12 protein-coding genes are annotated in these 21,869 nt (G+C 34.0%); 5 read left to right on the top strand and 7 right to left on the bottom strand.

The genetic code is table 11. The features are described from left to right. Positions 1-7,489, bottom strand: a 7,489-nt coding sequence (locus tag ABD766_RS06925; RefSeq protein WP_425556571.1) for a beta strand repeat-containing protein, incomplete at its 3' end; no start/stop codon positions are given. Positions 7,490-7,643: 154 nt separating this feature from the next. Between ABD766_RS06925 and folE the strand changes: the two genes are divergently transcribed. From folE to ABD766_RS06950, 5 genes are all read left to right on the top strand, one after another. Further along, positions 7,644-8,315: a GTP cyclohydrolase I FolE gene (gene folE, locus ABD766_RS06930; protein WP_344815991.1), complete on the top strand. Its 672-nt coding sequence runs from the start codon at positions 7,644-7,646 to the stop codon at positions 8,313-8,315. A gap of 41 nt (positions 8,316-8,356) precedes the next feature. Further along, positions 8,357-9,838 (top strand): cysteine--tRNA ligase, encoded by a 1,482-nt coding sequence (gene cysS, locus ABD766_RS06935; protein WP_344815992.1) that lies wholly within the window; start codon positions 8,357-8,359, stop codon positions 9,836-9,838. An 11-nt stretch (positions 9,839-9,849) separates the two neighbouring features. Then, positions 9,850-10,095, top strand: a complete 246-nt coding sequence (gene yidD / locus ABD766_RS06940; protein ID WP_344815993.1) for a membrane protein insertion efficiency factor YidD — start codon at positions 9,850-9,852, stop codon at positions 10,093-10,095. Between the two features lie 69 nt (positions 10,096-10,164). Next, entirely contained in the window at positions 10,165-11,088 is a 924-nt protein-coding gene (gene lgt, locus ABD766_RS06945) for a prolipoprotein diacylglyceryl transferase (RefSeq protein WP_344815994.1), read from the top strand. Positions 11,089-11,222: 134 nt separating this feature from the next. Further along, complete coding sequence (locus ABD766_RS06950; RefSeq protein WP_344815995.1) at positions 11,223-11,822, top strand: DUF6624 domain-containing protein; 600 nt, start codon at positions 11,223-11,225, stop codon at positions 11,820-11,822. Between the two features lie 134 nt (positions 11,823-11,956). On the opposite strand, the gene secDF is transcribed toward ABD766_RS06950, so the two are convergent. From secDF to ABD766_RS06980, 6 genes are all read right to left on the bottom strand, one after another. Further along, positions 11,957-14,932 carry a protein translocase subunit SecDF gene (gene secDF / locus ABD766_RS06955; RefSeq protein WP_344815996.1) on the bottom strand — a complete coding sequence of 992 codons (2,976 nt, stop codon included), beginning with the start codon at positions 14,930-14,932 and terminating at the stop codon, positions 11,957-11,959. Between the two features lie 221 nt (positions 14,933-15,153). Continuing rightward, positions 15,154-16,089 (bottom strand): malate dehydrogenase, encoded by a 936-nt coding sequence (gene mdh / locus ABD766_RS06960; protein WP_298302043.1) that lies wholly within the window; start codon positions 16,087-16,089, stop codon positions 15,154-15,156. Between the two features lie 31 nt (positions 16,090-16,120). Continuing rightward, positions 16,121-17,131 carry a DUF6588 family protein gene (locus ABD766_RS06965; RefSeq protein WP_344815997.1) on the bottom strand — a complete coding sequence of 337 codons (1,011 nt, stop codon included), beginning with the start codon at positions 17,129-17,131 and terminating at the stop codon, positions 16,121-16,123. Beyond that, on the bottom strand, positions 17,124-19,064 hold the full coding sequence (gene gyrB, locus ABD766_RS06970) for a DNA topoisomerase (ATP-hydrolyzing) subunit B (protein ID WP_344815998.1): 1,941 nt from the start codon (positions 19,062-19,064) through the stop codon (positions 17,124-17,126). The genes ABD766_RS06965 and gyrB overlap by 8 nt, the downstream gene beginning before the upstream one ends. A 450-nt stretch (positions 19,065-19,514) precedes the next feature. Further along, entirely contained in the window at positions 19,515-21,188 is a 1,674-nt protein-coding gene (asnB, locus tag ABD766_RS06975) for an asparagine synthase B (protein ID WP_344815999.1), read from the bottom strand. A 211-nt stretch (positions 21,189-21,399) separates the two neighbouring features. Then, positions 21,400-21,843, bottom strand: a complete 444-nt coding sequence (locus ABD766_RS06980; protein ID WP_344816000.1) for a hypothetical protein — start codon at positions 21,841-21,843, stop codon at positions 21,400-21,402. Between the last annotated feature and the right edge of the window lie 26 nt (positions 21,844-21,869).

Genomic DNA, 21,869 nt, shown 5'->3' on the forward strand with positions numbered 1-21,869 from the left:
GATAACTAATCTGAATACCCGATTGTGTCGATATTTGTGAATTCTTTGTCGTTAAATCAAATAAACAACTCTCACCATCATTGTTCTCATCACAAACTACATAGTTGCTTGGTGTGGTGATGATTGGAGCATAAATTAAATTTACTATTCCTGAAGCACTAAGTCCTACACAACCTGTAACAGTATTGGTAGTAACTACGCTATAAGTTCCTGCAACTGTGGTAGTAAAACTAGCAACATTTCCTGGATTAGTAACTCCTGATGGAACTGTCCAAACATAAGAATAAGTTCCTGCTGTACTTACTGTCGCGGTTACTGTAGCCGCATCACCTGTACAAACCGTTGGACTATTAACTGTGGTAACTGGAAGTGGGTTTACAATCAAACTAAATGAACCAACAGAGATACATCCTGTAACAGTATTTCTAATAGTATACCATATTACTTGAGCATTTGGTGTAACATTTGTATACAAATTAGTAAGTGGACTCGTTTGCGATGTCGCATCTGCTTGTGTCAAATAATATCTCACGGTCATGTTAGACTGACCGTTGATTATCTGAGCTGTCTTTGTTGGTAAATTGAACTGCTCTACACCGTCACCTGGGCTATTATTATCACAAAGTGCATAGTCTGTAACATTTGGATTAATAAGTGGTTTTGGATTAACAATTAATTGTAAAGTTGTAGTCGATGGACAAGCTGGTGCCAATGGATCAACAACTCTTACATGTAAAAGCTGAGAAAATGCAGACGTTATGTTACAATATGGATTCTGTGTAATTGGATTTGATCCTGTCAAAGCATCGGTAGCAGTTAAGTGATAGGTAACTACTAAATTTGGATTAGTTGTGATTTCTGCATTCTTTGTCTGTAAGAAAAACAAACATGATATTCCATCTGCATTCTCATCACAAACTTGATAAGGAGTTGGTGTAGTTATTGTTGGAGCAGTAATAATATTTACTGTTGCAATACTTGTATCATTACTACATGGCGCTGCAGCTGTTAAAGTATAAGTAAAGGTGCTTGTTGTAGCTCCGGCTGCTGAAGTAAATGTTGCTGCTGCTGCATTAAAAGTTCCTCCTGTACCCGATGTTCTTGTCCAAGTTCCGCCTATTTGCTCACCTGTGATTAAGGCAGATAAATCTATAACACTTGTACTAGATTGACAAATAGTCGTGCTACCATCATTTCCTGCATTAGGTTGTGCATTGATGTTTACTGTAGCGATACTTGTATCATCAATACAAGGTGCTGTACCTGTTAAAGTATAAAAGAAAGTACTTGTTGTTGAACCAACTGCTGGTGTAAATGTTCCTGTTGCTGCATTAAAAACTCCTCCTGTTCCTGAGGTTCTTGTCCAAGTTCCACCTATTTGCTCGCCTGTGATTAAGGTAGCTAAATTAATAGCTGTTGTTGATGTCTCACAAACTGTAGTAGCTCCATCTGTTCCTGCAACTGGTTGTGCGTTGATGTTTACTGTAGCAATACTTGTATCATTAATACATGGTGCAGTTCCTGTTAAAGTATAAGTAAAAGTACTTGTTGTTGAACCAACGGCTGGGGTGAAAGTTCCTGCTGCTGCATTAAAGACTCCTCCTGTTCCTGTAGTTCTTGTCCAAGTTCCACCTATTTGCTCACCTGTAATTAATGTAGATAAATCGATTGCTGCTGTTGATGTCTCACAAACCGTTGTTGCTCCGTCATTTCCTGCAACTGGTTGTGCATTGATGTTTACTGTAGCAATACTAGTATCATCAATACAAGGTGCTGCGCCAGTTAAAGTATAAGTAAAAGTACTTGTTGTGGCTCCAACGGCTGGCGTGAAAGTTCCTGCTGCTGCACTAAATACTCCGCCTGTTCCTGTTGTTCTTGTCCAAGTTCCACCTAACTGCTCACCTGTAATTAAGGTTGCTAAATTAATGGCTACTGCCGATGTCTCACAAACTGTGGTAGCTCCATCTGCTCCTGCAATTGGCTGTGGGTTAATCGTTACTGTAGCCACACTCGTATCATTAATACAAGGTGCTGTTCCAAGTAAAGTATAAGTAAAAGTACTCGTAGTTGCTCCTAAAGCCGGAGTAAACGTTCCTGTTGCTGCATTAAAAGTTCCTCCTGTTCCTGTAGTTCTTGTCCAAGTTCCTCCTATTTGCTCACCTGTAATTAGTGTAGATAAAGTAATTGATGTTGTTGATGTCTCACAAACTGTGATACCACCATCTGTTCCTGCAAGTGGTTGTGGGTTGATATTAACTGTAGCGATACTCGTATCATTTGTACATGGCGCTATACCTGTTAAAGTATATTCAAAGGTACTTGTGGTGGCTCCAACTGCTGGGGTAAATGTTCCTGCTGTTGCATTGAACGCTCCGCCTGTTCCTGTAAGCCTAACCCAAGTTCCACCTGATTGCTCTCCTGTAATTAATGTTGCTAAATTAATTGCCGCTGTTGATGTCTCACAAACTGTGGTAGCTCCATCTACTCCTGCAACTGGCTGTGCGTTGATAGTTACTGTAGCAACACTTGTATCATTAATACAAGGCGCAGTTCCTGTTAAAGTATAAGTAAAAGTGCTTGTTGTTGCTCCTAAAACTGGGGTAAATGTTCCTGCTGCTGCATTAAAAACTCCGCCAGTTCCACCTGTTCTTGTCCAAGTTCCTCCTGATTGCGCGCCTGTAATTAATGTTGCCAAATTAATGGCTGTTGTTGATGTCTCACAAATTGTAATACCACCATCTGTTCCTGCAACTGGTTGTGCGTTAATAGTAATTGTAGCTACACTTGAATCACTAATACAAGGCGCTACTCCTGTTAATGTATATGTAAAAGTACTATTTGTTGTTCCTACGGCTGGGGTAAATGTTCCGTTTACTGAATCAAACGTTCCTCCTGTCCCTGTAGTTCTTACCCATGATCCTCCTGATTGCTCACCTGTTATTATACTAAATAAATCAATAATACCTGAGGTCTCACAAACCACTATAGAATCATCCAATCCTGCATCCAACTGTGCCGTAATATTTACAGAAGCAATACTTGTATCTACTCCACATGGAGCAGCTCCTGTAACGGTATAAGTAAAAGTACTTGAAGTAGTCCCTGCAGATGGTGTAAAAGTTCCAGCGCCTGCATTGAATGTTCCGCCACTACCCGAAGTCTGTGTCCAAACTCCTCCTGAACTCTCGCCTGTAATCAAACTAAATAAGTTTATAACACTTGAACTACTGCCGCAAATGTTTATACTGCCATCAGTGCCGGCTGTTGGTTGAGAAACAAAATTTATTGTAGCAATACTTGAATCATCAATACATGGTGCAACTCCTAACAAAGTATATGTAAAAGTACTATTAGTAGTTGTTGCAGATGGTGTGAAAGTTCCAGCAAGAGCATTAAAAGTTCCTCCTGTTCCTGATGTTCTTACCCAAGAACCTCCAGATTGTTCAACAGTAATAATACTAAATAAATCAATTGTTGTTAAATTTCCTAAACATATATCTAATGTACCATCATTACCTGCGTTTGGTTGAGGGTTTATGTTTACTGTTGCTATACTAAAATCTCCTGTACAAGGCGCAACTCCTGTTAAAGTATAATTAAAAGTACTTGTTGTAGCTCCAATTGCTGGCGTATAGGTTCCTGCTGCCGCATTGAAAACTCCACCTGTTCCACCTGTTTGAGACCAAGTTCCTCCAGCTTGCTCGCCTGTAATTAAATTAAATAAATTTATTGGAGTAGTTGATGATTCACAAATTGTTGTATTACCATCTATTCCGGCATTTGGTGATGTATTTACATTTACTTGAATCAATTGAAATGGTCTACAAGTAACATCTGTAGGCGCTGGGTTTGCAATAGCATATACATAATAACTTCCTAAAACATTAGGTAAAGAACCTGAACTGCCTAAAATAGGTGCGTCATAAGTTGCTATTCCACCTGCATTAGGTGTAACAGTTCCAAGTAAAGTACCTCCAGTATACATATTTGTACCAACTTGTGGTGTTGTAAAATACACATAACTTATACTATTTGCTCCTGTAAATGTAGTATTTACTGTAAATGGTGTTGGGTCTGAATTCAAACACAATGTTTGAGTGGGAGATGGATTTGTTATGGTTGGACATGTCGAACAATCATCCAAAATAATATTAAAAGATTTAACTCTGATACAAGGATTAGTAGTACTAATTAAACTCATATAGATAGTTTGACTTGTACCTGAAGCTAAAACATAAGCAGCTGGATTAGCAATACTATTTGCTGCAGCATTTTCAGCATCAGCTTGGTTTGTATAATAATAAACATCATAAGCTCCTGTACCATTCAAAGAACCTAAAACTGTAGGTTCATTAGATGTTAAATTAAAAATATTATTTGGTATACAATTAGTTATTGAATTTGGTGTTAAAGTGTCATCAGGAAAAACCTCAATAGTAACAGGTTCTGTAACTGTTCTTACAATAGTTGCTGGTGGTCCTGGGACATTACATTGAGTATATCTAACTTCTGCAGTATAAGTAGTTGTAACTGATGGACAGACAGATATTGTAGGTGTTGTGCCAATAGGATTTCCATTTTGCAACCATCTGAATGAAGTCAAAGAAGGTCCTGAAGGTGTAAACCTCCATGATTCATCATTTGCAATCCAAGTACCTGTATTTCTACCAGGTGCAGCAAGTCCTTCAGCTGCTACTTGACCATGTATGCCTATAACACCACTACCACTATTCCATCCAGCACAAACGCTTCTTCTTTTAACGTGTATATCAATTATATTAGTTGATTCATATAAAACCAATTGACTCTCTTGCAAACCTTGTGCAGTTCCACATGAAAACAAAGGCATGTTTCTTACATTCACAATCAACTTTCTGCACGGAGCAACACCATCAACAATATATCTAACATCAACTGGTGGTGTAGCTGGAACATTAGGATTTGTATCCTGCATTGGGAAGAAAATGGAATTTAAAAATTCAGGTTGAGCTGTACCCAAAGCTGGTATAGCTGCAGTAAATGGCCAAGGACTTGTTGCTGGTTGACAATTAGGATTCGTTGTAACAAAAGTTAAATAAGTATTAGTACTTAATTGAAATGCGTCAAAACAACTACCATAAAAACTAAAATCAAATGGTAAAGGTGTCGCAGCTGAATATGCATCGTCTATATTACAAAGTGAAGTACCAGCATTACCTAATGGCGCTAGAGGCGCATAAGGGATAGATGCCACAGTATAAGAAGTGGTATCTTTAATATCAATATATGATGCTGAAATTGTGGTACAACTAGATGCGTTACATAAAACTGGGTTTGGAGCGTCAATTGTAATCTCATCAGGGCAACAATTAGTTATGTATGTCAGTGTTCCTGTTGATGGTTGACTTACACATCCAGTCGTTGTATTAGTAATTACAACTGTATAATTTCCAGCAATTGCACTATTAAAACTAGGTACATTACCCGGTGCCGGAACACCAGCCGGAACTGTCCAAGCATAGTTGTATGTTCCAGCAACAGATGGTGTAGCTTGTATTAATGCTGGAGTAGTTTCTCCTGTGCATTTAACAGGACTATTAACCAATACTGATGGTGATGGATTTATAGTAATTGTAAAACTATTAGTAACATCAGTACAACCACTCAAAGAAGCAGTCACTGTAATAGTTGCTACAATTGGAGCAGAAGTTGTATTAGTTGCAAGTACGTTAGTTAAATTTCCTTGACCAGCACTTCCAATCGCCAATAGAGGATTATTGTTTGTCCATGATACTGTTGCCCCTGGTAAGTTAGTTGGAAATGACAAAGAAGGTATTAATGTACCATTACATACAATTTGATTACCCGGTACAATTAAAGCTAAAGTATTCACTGTAACAGTAACTGATTGTGTAACAGAACAAGTAGCATTTGTAGTAAATGAAATATCATCAATTGCAAAATCATTTCCTGCAACAGAAGTAGTCCTATCATACATTACGATTTGTGCCGTATTACTTGCACCTGAATTCCAAACATATGAGTATTGAGTCCAATTTCCACATGTTGCAATAGATGGAGCTAATCCGATTCCTTGTGACACTCCATTTATTAGAACTTCTATTTGAGCAGGATTTGGTGTTGCAACTGTTTGAATCCAATAACTGAATGTATGATTTTGACCTGGTAAAACTGGAACCGTTTGACTCCATAACCTGTCATTTCCAGCATTTAAATTTGAACCATCAACAACCATCATATTTCCAGTTCCTGTGGTATGATCACCACAAGTGGAAAAAGGTGTAAACCAAGAACTTGGATTTGTAACAATTCCATAAGCCCTTTGAACTCCAACCACTGGTGCAGATGTTAGATATTGATAATCAGTACCAAAACCACTATTTCCTTGTGAAAAATCTCCATTAACAATTAAACTTCTTGGTGAACTTATTGATGAAGTCACTGTATATGTAGTTGTTGCTGAAGGACTAACTGTAGGTGTTGCACTATTTGGAGTTGTCAATGATGGATCAGCTGGTGATGCTGTCCAAGTATAGGTGGAACCTCCACTAACAGATAATGTTGTGTTACTTCCGCTACATATACTAGTATTAGAAGAAACTACTAAAGGATTTACTGGATTAGCGATAACAACGTTTGATTGACTAACTGTTGTTGGTGCGCTATCTGTTGCTGATATTGTGTACGTACCTGCAGGTAAACCTGTAAAAATTCCTAAAGCATTTGTTTGTGAAACAGGACCTGTTATGGAATAACTAGTGTAAGGTTGTGTCCCTCCAGTAGCATAAATTGCGATAGATCCATCTGAAGATGCAGGACATGACGTATTTAATGCAGAATAAGTTATTGACAATGGTGAAGCAGGTGGTGTTAAAGACAAGTCGTCTATAGCAAAATCATTACCAACAGGATTTGTATTAAAATTTCTTAATTCAATATTTACACATGCATTTGTTGGTGTAAAAGTATAAGTTCTCATTTCCCATCCAGTAGCAGGTAAAGGTGCTAAAAAACTTGGTGGCGATGTTAAAACTGTTGCATTATTAAAAACTACTCTAATATCTGGTTGTGTCGACACCCCTGTTACATTTGTTGAAATTGTTTTTACCCAATAACGAAAAGTATATGTTGCTCCAACAGTTAATCCGCAAACTCCTCCTCCAGAATTACCAGCTTTCCAAAAACTAGGATTTCCGCCATCTGTGCTTCCATCAATAATCATCATTCTACCAGTTGCTAAACCAGTTGTATGATCAAAACCGCTTATAAAATTAGACGTATTATAGGGAAACGGATTTCCTCCAAATGAATAATCACCAGATGTAGTAGTTCCAGTTGGAGTTGCAACATAATTATATCCAGTACTATTGATGTTAAATCCTACACCTATTCCACCAGATTCAAAATTACCATTAACTAATAAATTTTGAGCCGTTATAACATTGATAAACAGGCAACTTAACAATATAATTAGAGTATTTCTTTTCATTGCATAATACATTTTAAGGAGCGAAATATACATAAATTTAACCAAAATTTATCTTAAAATTTCTAATTTTTAAAAATAGAGATTCCATTGCTAATTATAATTCAATAATATTTATCTTTGCAATTAAAATTTGCTAAAAAAATCTTATTAAAAAATGACCAATAACGAAGAATTTACCGACGAAATCGGAAACAATCATATTGCCACAAATGAGCAAACACCTCTAAGAAAAGATGCTTTTGAGAAAACGGATGAGGAGAAAATTGAATTAATAAAAAAAGATGTCGAAAATATACTTTTCACTCTTGGTATGGACCTAACTGACGATAGTTTAAAAGGCACACCCAATCGTGTGGCAAAAATGTTTGTTAAAGAAATATTTGGCGGTTTGAATCCAAATAAAAAACCAAGTTCTTCTACTTTTGACAATAAATACAAATACAACGAAATGTTGGTTGAAAAAAACATTACTGTTTATTCAACTTGTGAGCATCACTTATTACCAATAGTGGGACGAGCTCATATTGCTTACATTTCAAACGGAACTGTAGTTGGATTGTCAAAAATGAATAGAGTTGTTGATTATTTTGCTAAAAGACCTCAAGTTCAAGAAAGGTTAACCATTCAAATTGTTAAAGAACTTCAGAAAGTTTTAAACACTGAAAATGTAGCTTGTATTATTGATGCAAAACATCTTTGTGTAAATTCTCGTGGAATAAGAGATATTGAAAGTAGTACTGTTACTGCTGAATTCGGAGGAAAATTTAAAGATGATGTAGTTAGAAGAGAATTTTTAGATTACATAAAATTAGATACAAATTTCTAGATTTCTAATCATTTACACATCAATAAAACAACAAATATAATATGCAACTTTTTAAAAATCAAACACTTAAAATTTATAATTCTCTTTCTGGAGAAAAAGAAATTTTCACTCCAATAACAGATGGCACTATTGGAATGTATGTTTGTGGACCAACTGTATATAGCAATGTGCATTTAGGTAATGTTAGAACTTTTATGAGTTTTGATGTTATTTACAGATACCTTTTACATTTAAACTATAAAGTTCGTTATGTTAGAAATATCACTGATGCTGGACATTTAACAGATGATGGAGATATTGAAAATGACAGATTTGTAAAACAATCAAGATTAGAAAAATTAGAACCCATGGAAGTGGTTCAAAAATATACTGTTGATTTTCACAAAGTATTGGATTTATTCAATTTTCTTCCTCCAAATATTGAACCAACAGCAACTGGTCATATACTTGAACAAATAGAATTAACTCAAAAATTGATTGATGAAGGATTTGCTTATGAAAGCAATGGATCGGTTTATTTTGACGTTTTAGAGTATAACAAAAGAGGTTTGAATTATGGTGAATTAAACAACCGAAATGTTGAAGAATTACTAGCAAACACTCGTGATTTGGATGGTCAAAACGAGAAAAAAAATCCACAAGATTTTGCATTGTGGAAACATGCTACTCCTGCTCACATTATGCGATGGAACTCTCCTTGGGGCGAAGGTTTTCCTGGTTGGCATCTTGAGTGTACAGCTATGAGTACTAAATATTTAGGCGAACAATTTGATATACACGGTGGCGGAATGGATTTGAAATTTCCTCATCACGAATGTGAAATTGCACAAGGAAAAGCTTGCAATGGAGTTTCACCAGTAAGACATTGGATGCATACAAACATGCTAACAATGAACGGTTTAAGAATGAGTAAATCTACTGGAAATTATATTCTTCCAATGGAACTGATTGAAGGTGGAAATAATTTTTTTGAAAAACCTTTTCACCCAAATGTAGTTCGTTTTTGCTTTTTACAAGCTCATTATAGAAGTGTTTTAGATATTTCTAACGATGCAATGGTAGCAAGTGAAAAAGGCTTCAATAGATTGATGGAAGGTCTTCAACTTTTGAACGATATTCAAACAAGTTCTTCTTCTACTTTAGATATTTCTTCTTGGAGCCAAAGTTGTTATGATGCAATGAATGATGATTTCAATACTCCTATTTTAATCGCTCAACTTTTTGAAGGAATACGTTTTGTAAATTTACTTAATGATAAAAGAGAATCAATAACTTCAGCTGATTTAGAATTATTAAAAACGACTTTAGAGGAATTTACTTTTGAAGTTTTAGGTATTAGAAATGAAAAATCTTCTGGAAATAACTCAGAAAAATTAGAAGGTGTTGTCGAAATGCTAATTGAAATGCGAAATGAAGCAAGAGCCAATAAAAACTGGGCACTTTCAGACGAAATTAGAGATAAATTATTAGCACTTGGTATTCAACTAAAAGACGGAAAAGAAGGAACATCCTTTAGTGTTTAATCAAAATTCAAATGGTGAAAAAAATAATTATTTTTCCTCTTGTACTACTTATTCGGTTTTATCAAGAAGCAATATCACCATTCACTCCTTCAACTTGTCGATTTGAACCTACATGTTCCAGTTATTTTCTTGAAGCCTTGAAAGTTCATGGATTGATAAAAGGATTTTATTTAGGAATTAAACGAATTTTAAGTTGTCATCCATGGGGAAAATCTGGTTATGACCCTGTCCCTGAAAAAAAATGTACTCATAAATAACATAATTTTAGAATTAAGTAATTTTAAAATTACTATTTTTGATAAAATTCATATTAAAAAATACAAAAAATGATTTGGAATCCGTCAGAAGGAATACACATTGGCTCACTTAATTTGAGGTTTTACAGCTTAATGTTTGTAATTGCATTTGGATTAGGTTGGTACATCATGAAAAAGATTTTTATAAACGAAAAAGAACCTTTAGATAAATTGGACACTCTTTTCGTATGGACAGTTTTAGCTACTTTGTTTGGTGCACGTTTAGGACATGTATTTTTTTATGATTGGGAATACTTTAGAAATCATCCACTTGAAATATTGCTTCCTTTTAAGTTTGAACCAGAATTTCAATTTACAGGTTTTGCAGGATTAGCAAGCCATGGAGCTGCAATTTCAATAATAATTGTAATGTACTTTTACAGCAAAAAAGTAGTAAACAAACCTTTACTTTGGGTTTTAGATAGAGTTGTGATACCTGTAGCTTGTGGTGCTATTTTTGTAAGATTAGGTAACTTCTTTAATTCTGAAATTGTTGGAAAAATAACTACCAATGAAACTTTTGGAATTAAATTTGTTCGAGATTATTTTTCTCCTCAAGCTGCCATGAATCAAACTCAGATTGCAAATCCAGATTTAGCTTATGATGCTATTGTAAACAATCCAAAATTTGCAAACCTACTTGCTGAAGTTCCTTTAAAACATCCAGCACAACTTTATGAAGCTTTTGCCTATATTTTTGTATTTTTTATTTTATTATTCTTGTATTGGAAAACAGATACTCCAAGGAAACATGGTTTAATTTTTGGAATTTTTCTAATCCTTTTATGGACCGTTCGTTTTGTAGTAGAGTATGTAAAAGAAAGTCAAGGTGGTTTCGAGAGTGCTCTTGGACTATTTACAACAGGACAATGGCTAAGTGTTCCTTTTATTTTAGTGGGTTTATATTATTTGTTTATGGCAGAAGAACCTCTTCCTGATGATATAAAAATTTAAAATTTTATACCGATATATAAGAAGAGAACTAATATGGTTCTCTTTTTTTTACAATCAAAATATTTTTAATAACTAATCAAATTAAACAATTAGTTTCTATTTTAGCTCATGCAAAACTTAAATTTATCTACAAAATGAATTTTCCAAAAATTGCTAAATTGATGATTGAATTAAAAGATACTGATTTAAAGTTTCGAGAGAAACTTATTAAAGAAAAAAAGCTATCTGAAGGTTACAACAATGAAATGGAAACTCTTCATATAAAAAATGCAGATAAACTAAATGAAATTATTGACGAAATTGGTTTTCCAACCATTGAAAAAGTCGGAATTGAAGCTAGTGAATCGACTTGGTTGATTATTCAACATTCTATAAGTAAACCTGAATTCATGAAAAAGTGTCTAAAACTATTAGAAAATGAAGCTATTGAAAACAAAGTTTATGAGAAGAATTTAGCAAGTTTAACGGATAGAATAAATGTTCTAGAAGGAAAGCCTCAATTATACGGAACTCAATTCGATTGGAACAAAAATGGAGAGTTAAGTCCTAATGAATATGATGATCTTTTGCAAGTTAACATTCGAAGATTAAAAATTGGACTCAATACTCTTGAAGAACAAACGAAAATCATAAGATTACAAGCAGAAAGCGAAAACCAAAGGGTTCCAAAAAATCTTCATGAAAGAGAAAAAGAATTCAACCTTTGGAAAAGAAAAGTCGGTTGGATAAAATAAAAATGGATTTAACGATTATTGTTTTTAAACTTATTTAAGAACTAATACATTAAACCAAGGCTAAATATCAAACTTTAATCTATAAAAAAAAGCTACCTTAAACAAGGTAGCTTTTATATTTATAAGCAATTCACTTATGAATGGTGACGCTCTTCAATTTCTTTAATATCTTTCTTATTCATTGAGTCAACTAAAACTGGTGTTGCAATAAATAAAGATGAATATGTTCCAACAACAATACCAACAAGCATTGCAAAGATAAATCCTCTAATAGATTCACCACCGAAAATAAACATGATTAACAACACTAAAATCATGGTTAAAGACGTATTCAATGTTCTTGATAATGTAGTATTAATAGAAGCATTTACTACTTCTTTGAAACTACCTTTTACGTTTCCTGCTAAGAACTCTCTAATTCTATCAAATACAATTACAGTATCGTTCATAGAATACCCAATAACAGTTAAGATTGCCGCGATGAAGTGTTGATCCATTTCCATGTGGAAAGGCATCACTTTATATAATAATGAGTATAATCCTAACACAAAGATAACGTCATGTAATACAGCAGCGATAGCACCTAATGAATATTGCCATTTACGGAATGAAATTACTAAATAAAGTCCAACAACTAGCATTGCACCAATAACAGCCCAAAAAGAGTTAGTTTTGATATCTGCAGAGATAGCTGCTCCAACTTTAGAAGCTTGTAAAACTCCTAATTGTTTACCATCATAAGAATTGATGAAATTTTCATAAGAAGTTTTAGTATAATATTTACCTAAAACCTTATATAACTTTTTATTTACTTCTTCATCAACGTCAGCACTTTCTTCTTTGATTTTATATTTAGTAGTCAATTTTAACTGGTCATCATCACCAAATACTTTTGCTTCAACGGTAGTTCCAAATTCTTTAGATAATTCTTCAGAAACTTGAGTTGGCTCTACTGCTTTTTCAAATTTTACTTGGAATGTTCTTCCTCCAACAAAATCTACACCTTCATCAAGACCGTTTAAAAAGAAAATTGAAACTAAACTCACAACTACAACAACAGAAGAGAATAAGTAGGTCCATTTTTTAACTCCAATAAAGTCGAAATGGAAACCTGTAAACCAATTTTTAGTAATTGGTGTAGTGAATGTTAAACTTCTATTATTAGCAATATCTCTATCAATAAATATCCTTGCAATAAAGATTGAAGTAAACAATGAAGTTACAATACCAATTAATAATGTAGTTGCAAAACCTTGGATAGGTCCTGTTCCGAAAATAAATAAGATAGCTCCAGTTAATACGTGAGTTACGTTAGCATCAATAATAGAACGCATAGCACCTTTCCATCCGTAAGAGGCAACAACCGCATCACCTAAAGTTTTTCCTTCACGCAATTCTTCTTTTGCTCTTTCATATATAATGATGTTTGCATCTACAGCAGTACCAAGTGTTAACACGATACCAGCAATACCAGGCAAAGTCAATACAGCACCTAAACTCGCTAAAATTCCGAATAAGAAAAGTAAGTTAACTAATAAAGCAATATTAGCATACCAACCAGCTCTACCATAATAGAATACCATCCATAAACAAACTAATAAGAAACCTACAATAGAAGAAATGAATCCAGCATGAATAGCTTTCTCTCCTAATGATGGTCCAACAACTTCTGATTGAACAATTTCAGCAGCAGCAGGTAATTTACCAGCTCTTAATACATTAGCTAAATCTTTAGTTTCTGTAACATCAAAATTTCCTGAAATTTCTGATCTACCACCAGCAATTGGTCCTGTAGAAACACCTGGAGCAGAATAAACTACATCATCAAGTGCAATTGCAATATAACCTTTTGTTGTAAATGCATTTCCTGTTAATTGCTCCCATACTTTAGCCCCTTGACCATTCATTTGCATAGAAACTGCAGGCTTACCTAATTGATCAAAAGTATCTCTTGCATCTGTAATAACTCCACCACTTAAAGGAGCAACATCATCTTTATTTCCTTTTAAAGCATAAAGTTCAAAAGTTTCAATATCAGCTTTAGTTTTTTCTTCTTTTATAATTGTTGGTTTACCCCAGACAAATTTTGCAAAACGTTTGTCAGCTGGCAATAAAGAACGAATGTCCGCTCTTTTTAAATAAGAGTTAATTTTAGTTGTATCTTTTACAGAAACAACACCTAAAATTGGACCACCACCTTGACCTACAAATTTATCTAATATAGGATTACCTCCTTTTTTAGAATCAACAGAATCATTAGCTTTATTAGCTAACATATCTTTAATAGAATCGTTTGTTACAGTTTTTACTTCTGGAGTAGTTGTATTCTTTTCTGTAGCTTTCAAAGCGTCGTTTGCAGCCATTAAGAAACCACCTACTTCATCAATTTTGTATGTTTCCCAAAACTCTAATTGAGCTGTTGATTGTAATAATTTTTTAATACGGTCAACATCTTTAGCACCTGGTAATTCAACAAGAATTCTTCCTGTTTGTCCAAGTTTAGCAATGTTTGGCTGAGTAACACCAAATTTATCGATACGTTTTCTTAATACGCCAAAAGCAGATTCAACTGATTCATCAACTTTTCTTCTGATAACTTTTTTAGTTTCCTCATCAGACATTTTAAAATTGATTTCATCAGATAAATTTTTGTTTGCAAAAATATCTGGAGAAGCTAATTTTGTATCACCTTTGATAGCATCAAAAGCCACAAAGAAAGCATCTAAATAAGATTGATTTCCTTGTTGATTAACCTTTGCATCTTCTAATGCTTTATTGAAAACGGCATTTTTAGAATTGTTAGAAAGACCTTTCAAAACATCTTTAACCGAAATTTGAAGAATAACGTTGATTCCTCCTTCAAGGTCAAGACCTTTGTTGATTTGTTTACCGACTACCTCATCATAAGTGTAATCAACAAGACCAAACATACTAAAAACCTTTTTGTTTTTAATATCGTTTAGATATTCTATTTCTTTATCTTGGTTTCCTTTTGCAAATGCTTTAGCGTCATTTTGAACACCGTTAGATACAAATGTGAAAGAAAGTTGGTAAATACTTACCAGTGCAAATAGAATTGCGAAAAATTTAATAAGTCCTTTATTCTGCATTATTACTAAAAATTAATTAATTTTTGTTTGTTGGGTTAAAAAAAACAAGTAAATATAAAGTAAGACATTGATTTTCAATGTAAATCAATAAAAATACTTTTGTACACGTTTTTTGAAACGTGCAAATATATAATTAACCTAAAGATTAACAAATTATTTACACATTAATATCAAAAAAAAGACTGCAAAAATGCAGTCTTTTTAATCTATTGTATTTTAATTTATGATAAAATCGATTTCAAATCACCATTCATTGCTCTAACTGCATCTGCACTCTTAGCAAATTTTGCTTTTTCTTCTTCGTTTAATTCAATGTTTACAATTTTTTCAATACCATTTCTTCCGATGATACATGGTACTCCGATACAGATATCACTTTGTCCATATTCACCTTCTAACATTACTGAACAAGGAATCATTTTCTTTTGATCATTTAAGATAGAATCAACTAAAAATGCTACAGAAGCTCCTGGCGCATACCATGCAGAAGTTCCTAATAAAGCTGTAAGAGTTGCTCCACCAACCATTGTATCAGCAGATACTTTAGCTAATTCATCAGCTGATAAGAATTCTGAAACTGGCACTCCGTTGTAAGATGCCAATCTTGTTAAAGGAATCATAGTTGTATCCCCATGACCACCAATAACCATTCCTTGAATGTCATTAGCTGGTTTATCTAAAGCTAAAGATAAATAAGTTTTGAAACGAGAACTATCTAAAGTTCCACCCATTCCAATAATTCTATTTTTTGGTAATCCAGTTGCTTTCAATGTTAAATATGTCATTGTATCCATTGGATTAGAAACTACAACTACAATTGCATTTGGCGAATGTGCTAATAAATTTTCAGCCACTCCTTTTACAATTCCTGCATTAATTCCGATTAACTCTTCACGAGTCATCCCTGGCTTTCTTGGAATTCCAGATGTAATAACTACTACATCACTTCCTGCAGTTTTTGAATAGTCATTTGTACTTCCAGAAACCTTTGTATTGAATCCTAAAGTAGTTTGCGTTTGCATAATGTCTAAAGCTTTCCCTTCTGCAAATCCTTCTCTAATGTCTAATAATACGATTTCACTCGCAATTCTTCTGTAAGCAATAGCGTCTGCGCATGTAGCTCCTACGTTTCCTGCTCCTACTATGGTAACTTTCATTGTATTGTGTGTTTATTTATATTGATAAAAATTAAAATTCGTATTGTACGGATAAGTTTGTGTTTACAAATTTACCAAAAGCAAATGAAGTTTGAACATAAATTTTGCTAAATTGATATCTACCTGAGATTTCTCCAATAGTATTAAATTTTGATTTGTAAATATCTTTTAGTTTTTCGTTCAAAATATATTGCACCGGAATAACATTTTCTATTTCACCTTTTGGTCCAGATAAATAGTATTTAAAATCACTTTGATTAGCAATAAAACTTGTCATTAATTCAAATCTCTTCCATTCTTTAGATGCACTCAGCTGAAATTGCCATGTATCTACTTCTCCTGTAATCTCATTAATACCTAAATTACCATAATTAGTATAAGTGTCTAAAAATCCAAAACTTATTTCTTCTTTTGAGTAAGCTACTAATCCAGCTAAGTGTATCTTTTTTGATTCTAGTGATTTGAAATACTGACTAAAATTGTGTTTTAATCCAAATCCGTATACTTGATAATCTCCACGTTTTAATTTGACTTTTGAAGAAAATTTAACAACAGCTTCAAATCCTTTCCAGAGAGAGATTGAACCTTGCAAATAAGGATAAAAAATAGTTTCTTGATTAACACCTTTTGGAGTTTCAATACGAACTTGGTTATTGTCAATTTCTCCAATTAAATAGTATTGCGAATCACTACCTAAAGCAGTTGGAACTATTGCTGAAGAATTATTTTCTATGGTAAAAAAAGAAAAATCAGAGTTTTTAATTTCAAAGCTTCTGTCTCTTTTTGGTACAAAAAACACATTACCATGCAAACTCAAGGTTACATCATACAGTTTTCTCTTTTTTGGAGAAGTCATCCAACCTGAAGATGCTTGATATACAGCAGCATCAGTGGCTGGAGTAATGTATTTTTCAGAGTAAAATGTTGCATCTGTTAGAAACAAACCAATATCTTCTATCGTTTGTATAGATTGAGAAAAGGATTTGCCCGAAAAAATCAGACAAATCCCTATCATTATATATTGTAAAAACTTATTACGCATCGATGTTTGCGTAAACAGCATTCTTCTCGATAAATTCTCTTCTTGGTGGAACTTCATCACCCATCAACATTGAGAATACTCTATCTGCCTCAGTTAAATTATCAATAGTAACTTGACGCAAAGTTCTGAAATTTGGATCCATTGTAGTTTCCCATAATTGTTCCGCATTCATTTCTCCAAGACCTTTGTAACGCTGAATTGCTGCGCTTCCTCCCATTCTTTCATTAGCAGCATCACGTTGATCATCTGTCCAAGCATATTCTTTTTTGTTTCCTTTTTTAACTAAATATAAAGGTGGCGCAGCAATATAAACGTGACCGCCTTCAATCAATTCTCGCATAAAACGGAAGAAGAACGTAAGAATCAAAGTAGCAATGTGACTACCATCGACATCGGCATCACACATAATAATTACTTTGTGGTATCTCAATTTTTCTAAATTTAATGCTTTAGAATCTTCTTCTGTTCCAATAGTTACACCAAGAGCAGTGAAGATATTTCTGATTTCTTCGTTTTCAAAAACTTTGTGGTGCATCGCTTTTTCAACATTCAAAATCTTACCTCTTAATGGCATGATGGCTTGAAAGTTTCTATCACGACCTTGTTTTGCCGTTCCACCAGCCGAATCTCCTTCGACTAAGTAAACTTCGCATTTTGCTGGATCTTGTTCTGAACAATCCGATAGTTTTCCTGGTAAACCTCCACCACCTAAAACGGTTTTACGTTGTACCATTTCACGTGCTTTTTTGGCAGCGTGACGCGCTTGAGCAGCAAGGATAACTTTTTGAACAATAATTTTCGCATCGTTTGGATTTTCTTCCAAATAATTTTCAAGCATTTCTGAAACCGCTTGAGAAACTGGAGAAACTACTTCTCTATTTCCTAATTTGGTTTTTGTTTGCCCTTCGAATTGTGGTTCAGAAACTTTTACCGAAATAATAGCTGTCAATCCTTCACGGAAGTCATCACCTGCGATTTCAAATTTCAATTTATCTAATAAACCTGAAGCGTCAGCATATTTTTTCAACGTACGAGTTAATCCCATACGGAAACCTTGTAAGTGCGTTCCTCCTTCGTGCGTATTGATATTATTTACGTAAGAAAAGATATTTTCAGAATAACTAGTGTTGTAAACTAAAGCCACCTCAACAGGAATTTCTCCTTTTTCGTGTTCCATGCTGATAACGTGAGAAATAATTGGCTCACGACCCATATCTAAGAACTTAACGAATTCTTTCAATCCTTCTTTTGAATGAAAAACTTCACCTTCGTATTCTCCGTTATCTTTTGTACGACGTTTGTCAGTTAATGTAATTGTAATTCCTTTGTTAAGGAAAGACAACTCACGCATACGAGCTGCTAAAGTATCGTAGTTATACTCTATTGTTTGAGTAAATATGGTTTTATCAGGATGAAAAGTAACCATTGTACCACGTTTGTCGGTTGTACCAACTTGCTTTACAGGATACATTGCTTTTCCTCTTTCGTATTCTTGCTCGTATATTTTTCCGTCTCTAAAAACGGTTGCTTTTAAATTATCAGAAAGTGCGTTAACACAAGAAACCCCAACTCCGTGAAGTCCTCCAGATACTTTATAAGAATCTTTGTCGAATTTTCCACCGGCACCAATTTTGGTCATTACTACTTCAAGAGCAGAAACACCTTCTTTTTTGTGCATATCAACTGGAATACCACGACCGTTATCTTCAACAGAAACTGAATTATCTTCGTTAATAAAAACTCCAATAGTATCACAATGACCTGCTAAAGCCTCATCGATTGAGTTATCTACTACTTCATAAACTAAATGGTGTAAACCTCTAACGCCAGTATCTCCAATGTACATGGAAGGACGCATTCTAACATGCTCCATTCCTTCTAATGCTTGAATACTGTCGGCTGAATAGCTATTTTTTTTAATTTCGTCGCTCATAATAAATTATATCGTATGTATGATTTTTGTCTAACACGCAAATATATAATTATTAAGATGATTTTAAAGCATTTTAAAGCATTTTGTCGTAGAAGTTATTAACATTTATCTTTTAATAAATTTTAATTGATTTAAAACGATTTTTCGAAGTTTAGACAACAATGGTTTTTATAATTGATTGATATACTGACAAATGCTAGCTAGCCCTGATTGCAATGGAAAGCTTTTTCTTTTGTTGCCTGAGGTTACTCGAAGGCAACAAAAGAAAAACTTGGAATGGAAAGCAGGAATATGGATTACTGATAAATAACTGACCATTCGCTCCTTTTAAAAAGTATTCAGTTTTCAGTTTTCAGTTTTCAGTTTAAACAAAAACGCCCATCATAAATGACAAGCGTTTTAAACAAACAAACTAAACTTCAATCTAAAGTCAAGAAACTACGCTTGACTTTATGCTTTTATATAGGCGTCATCGTGAACATTTGCCACGGCTCTTCCTGATGGATCATTCATATTTTTGAAAGCTTCATCCCATTCAAGTGCGATTTTGGTACTACAAGCAACGCTAGCTTCTTGTGGAACGCAAAGCGCCGCGGTATCGCTTGGAAAATGCTCTGTAAAAAGAGAACGATAATAATATTCTTCTTTGGATGTAGGTGTTTGAATTGGGAATTTGAATTTTGCATTCGCCAATTGCTCATCAGAAATTTCTTTTGCAACCATTTCTTTTAAAGTGTCAATCCAACTGTAACCTACTCCATCGCTGAATTGTTCTTTTTGTCTCCAAGCAACACTTGCTGGCAACATATCTTCGAATGCTTTACGCAAAACCCATTTTTCCATGCGTTCTCCGTTAATCATTTTATCCTGTGGATTGATGCGCATAGCAACATCCATGAATTCTTTATCTAAAAATGGTACGCGTCCTTCAATTCCCCAAGCTGCCAAACTTTTGTTAGCTCGCAAGCAATCGTACATGTGTAATTTACTTAATTTACGTACGGTTTCTTCATGGAATTCTCTCGCATTTGGAGCTTTGTGAAAATACAAATAGCCACCAAACAACTCATCAGAACCTTCACCTGAAAGTACCATTTTGATTCCCATAGATTTAATAACTCTTGCCATTAAATACATTGGTGTTGATGCACGAATTGTAGTAACATCATAAGTTTCTAAATTATAAATAACATCGCGAACCGCATCTAAACCTTCTTGAATGGTGAATTTAATTTCGTGGTGAATTGTTCCTAAATGGTCTGCTACAACTTGTGCAGCAGCTAAATCTGGTGAACCTTCTAAACCAACAGCAAATGAGTGTAATTGCGGATACCAAGCATCAACTGTGTCTCCTGATTCGATTCTTTTTTGTGCATATTTTTTAGCAATAGCTGATGTAATAGACGAATCTAAACCTCCAGAAAGTAAAACTCCGTAAGGAACATCACTCATCAATTGACGGTGAACAGCTGCTTCTAAAGCAGTTTTTATTTCTTCTATACTCGTTGCGTTATCTTTTACTGCATCATATTCTGTCCATTCTCTGTTGTACCATTTAACGAATTCGCCATCTTTACTAGACATGTAATGTCCAGGTGGAAATAATTCAATTTTGGTACAATAACCTTCTAAAGCTTTTAGTTCTGAAGCTACATAAAATGTTCCGCATTGATCCCAACCGATATATAATGGAATAATTCCCATGTGGTCACGAGCAATGAAATATTCGTCTTTTTCAACATCGTAGATTGCAAATCCGAAGATTCCATTCATTTCGTCTATAAAGTGAACTCCTTTTTCTTTGTACAGAGCAAGAATTACTTCGCAATCGCTTTCGGTTTGGAATTGGTATTTGCCTTCAAATTGTTTGCGTAATTCTCTATGATTGTAAATTTCTCCGTTGGCTGCAAGAACCAAACTTTTATCTTGACTAAACAAAGGTTGTTTCCCTGAAGCTGGATCAACAATTGCTAATCGTTCGTGCGCTAATATAGCTTTATCGTTACTAAAAATTCCACTCCAATCTGGTCCGCGATGACGGATGATTTTTGCCATTTCTAATACTTGAGGTCTTAATGATTCTGATTTTTGTTTTAAATCAAAGGCGCATACAATTCCACACATAATCTTTTCTTTTAATTTTTTATTGTGAAGCAAAATTGAGTCAATACTTCAAATATTAAAACTAAAAAAGAATAATTAGTTATAAATTGAAACTAAAAAATGATTTTATATGAAAATTATAAAGTAAAATTGTTTTGAATTGTGGTTTTGTGTTAGAGATTGTAATTCATTTGCCACAGATTAAACGGATTTTACTGATTTACGCAGATTTTTAAAGGATTGATTGAATTTTATATCTAGTTGAATTAATCTCAAACTCAAAACCCACTTCATTTCCCATCAACTTACTTCCAAGCGGTGATTGCGGAGAAACTGCGATAATGGTTTTATCTTCAATAGTGATTTTTGGTAAAGCCGCGCTTATAAATAATAACATTCCATTGGCTTGAACTAAACTTCCTAAAGCGATTTTAGTATGATTTGCTGAAGCGTCAATTTTATCAAGAATTGCTTTTTGGTCGAGAATTTCTTTTAGTTTGTGGTTGAGTTTTTCTTGTTCAATGTGCATCATTGACAAAGCCGTTTCATGCTTATCACCTGCTGAACCTTTAGCATCGTTTTGAGCATCTTCAGTCAATCCTGAAATCATATCACGGAATACATCGATTTTGTCTTGAAGTAATAGTTGGTGTTGTTGAAGGATTTGTTTTTTCATTTTGGATTATTGGATTGTTAGATAAT

It is taken from the genome of Flavobacterium cheonanense, assembly GCF_039539185.1.
Classification (GTDB): Bacteria; Bacteroidota; Bacteroidia; order Flavobacteriales; family Flavobacteriaceae; genus Flavobacterium; species Flavobacterium cheonanense.